2 protein-coding genes are annotated in these 2508 nt (G+C 60.2%); both read left to right on the forward strand.

The annotated features are described in order from the left end of the window. Positions 1 to 124 precede the first annotated feature (124 nt). Positions 125 to 1612, forward strand: a complete 1488-nt coding sequence (gene istA, locus ACR0ER_RS25485) for an IS21 family transposase (RefSeq protein WP_480771259.1) — start codon at positions 125 to 127, stop codon at positions 1610 to 1612. Further along, positions 1609 to 2364 carry an IS21-like element helper ATPase IstB gene (gene istB / locus ACR0ER_RS25490; RefSeq protein WP_480771260.1) on the forward strand — a complete coding sequence of 252 codons (756 nt, stop codon included), beginning with the start codon at positions 1609 to 1611 and terminating at the stop codon, positions 2362 to 2364. The genes istA and istB overlap by 4 nt, the downstream gene beginning before the upstream one ends. The last annotated feature ends 144 nt before the right edge of the window (positions 2365 to 2508 follow it).

Genomic DNA, 2508 nt, shown 5'->3' on the forward strand with positions numbered 1-2508 from the left:
GTGAGAACGGCGGTGAGAAAGTCGACCACGGTAGCGGCGGGATGACCCTGCTGCGGGCGGCGTAAAAGTCGTCCATCTTTGCCCTTCTTTTCGTAACGGAGGGGGGGGCGGGAGGATCTTTTCCGTGGATTTGTATCGTAAAGTTCGTCTGGCCTGTGCCGAGGGCATGAGCCAGCGAGAAGCGGCCCGGCATTTCGGGATATCTCGTGACAGCGTTCGCAAGATTTTGGCGTTTTCGGTCCCACCCGGCTACCGGCGGTCAGCACCGATCCGGCGGCCCAAGCTGGATGGGTTCACCGGGATCATCGATCAATGGCTGTCAGAAGATCGGCAGCGACCGCGCAAACAGCGGCATACGGCCAAGCGGATCTTCGAACGCCTGCGCGATGAGCATGGCTTCGAGGGTGGTTACACCATCATCAAGGATTATGTTCGAGAGCACGGTCGACGGCATCGGGAGATGTTCGTGCCGCTTAATCATGCACCCGGCCATGCTCAAGCCGACTTCGGCGAAGCAGTGGTGGTGATCGGAGGCATTGAGCAGAAGGCCCACTTCTTTGCCTTGGATCTGCCGCACAGCGACGCCTGCTACGTCCGGGCCTATCCGGCGGCGACCGCAGAGGCCTGGATGGATGGCCACGTCCATGCCTTTGGGTTCTTCGGGGCGGTTCCGCGGTCGATCCTGTACGACAACGACCGGCGCCTTGTGGCGAAGATCGAGCCCGACGGAACTCGCAGACGCGCGCGGCTGTTCAGCGAGATGCTGTCCCACTACGTGATCCGGGACCGCTACGGGCGTCCCGGCAAGGGCAATGACAAGGGGTCCGTCGAAGGGCTGGTTGGCTATTCCCGGCGCAACTTCATGGTGCCGGTCCCGAGTTTTCCGACTTGGGATGCCTTCAACAACTGGCTCGAAGAGCAGTGCCGTAAGCGCCAAAACGACAAGCTGCGCGGGCACAATGAGACGATTGGAGAGCGACTTCAACGCGATCTGGAGATCATGGCGCCGCTTCCCGCCCGATCTTTCGAAGCCTGTGACCAGGCAACGGGTCGGGTCAGTTCGCTCGCGTTGGTACGTTACAAGACCAATGATTATTCCGTACCGGTTGCCTTTGGACACCGCGATGTCTGGATCCGCGCCTATGTCGACCGACTGGTGATCGGATGTGGCGGCGACGTCATCGCGCGGCATGTTCGCAGCTACAACCGCGAGGACATGGTCTTCGATCCGGTTCATTACCTGCCGCTGATTGAGAAGAAGATAAACGCTTTCGAACAGGCAGCTCCGCTGGCCGGATGGGAGCTTCCCAAGGCGTTTGATACTCTTCAGAAGCTAATGGAGGCACGCATGCTGAAAGCCGGACGGCGCGAATACGTGCAGGTCCTACGGCTGCTCGAAAGCTTCGAGATGGAGGAGGTTCATGCTGCCGTGAAGACGGCTCTCCAGATGGGTGCGATCAGTTTTGATGCCGTGAAGCATCTGGTGCTGCGTCAGGTGGAGCGGCGGCCGCCGAGGCTCGATTTGGATGTCTATCCGTATCTGCCACGGGCCAAGGTGGCGACGACATCTCCGGCCAGCTACATGTGCCTGACAACGGGTGCCTCGACATGACGGAGACGCCACAGATCCTGCTGAACCACCAACTCAAAAAGCTGAAGCTGCCGACCATCCTGCGGGAATACGACAAGCAGGCTCGACTCTGCGCTGCCGAAGGGAGAGATCACGTCCAGTTCCTGGCCCGTCTGATCGAGCTCGAACTCATCGACCGGGAGCGGCGGATGATCGAACGCCGGATCAAGGCCGCGAAATTCCCGGCGACCAAGAGCCTTGATAGCTTCGATTTTGCCGTGATCCCTTCTTTGAACAAGATGCAGGTCCTGGAGTTGGCGCGTGGTGAATGGATCGACCGCGGAGAGAACGTCATCGCTCTCGGCCCCAGCGGCACCGGTAAGACCCACGTGGCGCTCGGCCTCGGTCTGGCCGCCTGCCAGAAAGGCCTGGCGGTTCGCTTTACTACTGCCGCGGCCATCGTGCACGAGTTGATGGAAGCCCGCGACGAGCGCCAGCTCCTACGCCTTCAGAAACAGCTGGTGAAGCAGAAGCTCCTGATCATCGACGAGTTGGGCTTCGTGCCCCTCAGCAAGACCGGCGCCGAACTGTTGTTCGAACTGATCTCTCAGCGATACGAGCGCGGCTCGATCCTGATCACCTCGAACCTGCCCTTCGACGAATGGACGGAAACCTTCGGCTCCGAGCGTCTCACCGGTGCCTTGCTCGACCGGTTGACCCACCATGTCAGCATCCTGGAGATGAACGGAGGAAGCTATCGTCTCGCACAGAGCAAGGCCTGGCAGAACTCCTAAGGCACAGAAGAGATTGGTCCTGACGGACCAAGACGCCTTGGCAACCGCCAGCTATTTGGGAGCGCGTTTGCCAAGGCGCCGGTCACCCAAACAGTGGACGACTTTTGCTCCGCCCAATGGCAGACTTTCTCACCGCCGTTGACA

It is taken from the genome of Ruegeria sp. CH8 (assembly GCF_056536985.1).

Excerpts from the sequence above, each read along its gene's own strand:
- istB (WP_480771260.1), top strand. The coding sequence starts at position 1,609 with ATGACGGAGACGCCACAGATCCTGCTGAACCACCAACTCAAAAAGCTG.